The organism is Corynebacterium glyciniphilum AJ 3170 (genome assembly GCF_007673095.1).
In the GTDB taxonomy this organism is placed as follows: domain Bacteria; phylum Actinomycetota; class Actinomycetes; order Mycobacteriales; family Mycobacteriaceae; genus Corynebacterium.
In genome coordinates this window covers 1-323 of the sequence record NZ_VDYZ01000128.1, presented here as the reverse complement: position 1 = coordinate 323, position 323 = coordinate 1, and the positions used below count along the sequence as shown (strand labels likewise).

Annotated in this window: 1 protein-coding gene; it reads right to left on the bottom strand. The window is 63.5% G+C overall.

Annotated features, from left to right (window positions below; all coding sequences use genetic code 11):
* Positions 1-62 precede the first annotated feature (62 nt).
* Positions 63-215, bottom strand: a complete 153-nt coding sequence (locus FS507_RS17825) for a hypothetical protein (protein ID WP_186314755.1) — start codon at positions 213-215, stop codon at positions 63-65.
* Positions 216-323: the final 108 nt, after the last annotated feature.

Sequence of the window (323 nt, the reverse complement as noted above, 5' to 3'; positions counted from 1 at the left end):
CTCCCTCCACCCCCATCCCTCCCACTACTCCCCGCCTCACCACTCCCCCAACCTCCCCTCACTCATCCCCCCCATCCGCTACGCCCCCACCCATCCCGCCCCACCTCACCCCCCCCCTCCACCCTCATCCCCCTTCCCCACACCTTCACCACCACCTCATCCCCCTCAATCTCCCGAACGCCCTTCTCCTCCACCTCAACCCTCTTCTTCCCCACCTACCACACTCCTCCCATCACTCCTCCTTCTTCCACAACTCACCGCCCCGCCATCACCCCCTTCATCTCTCTACGCTACCCTTTATTCACCCCCACCTTCACAACACT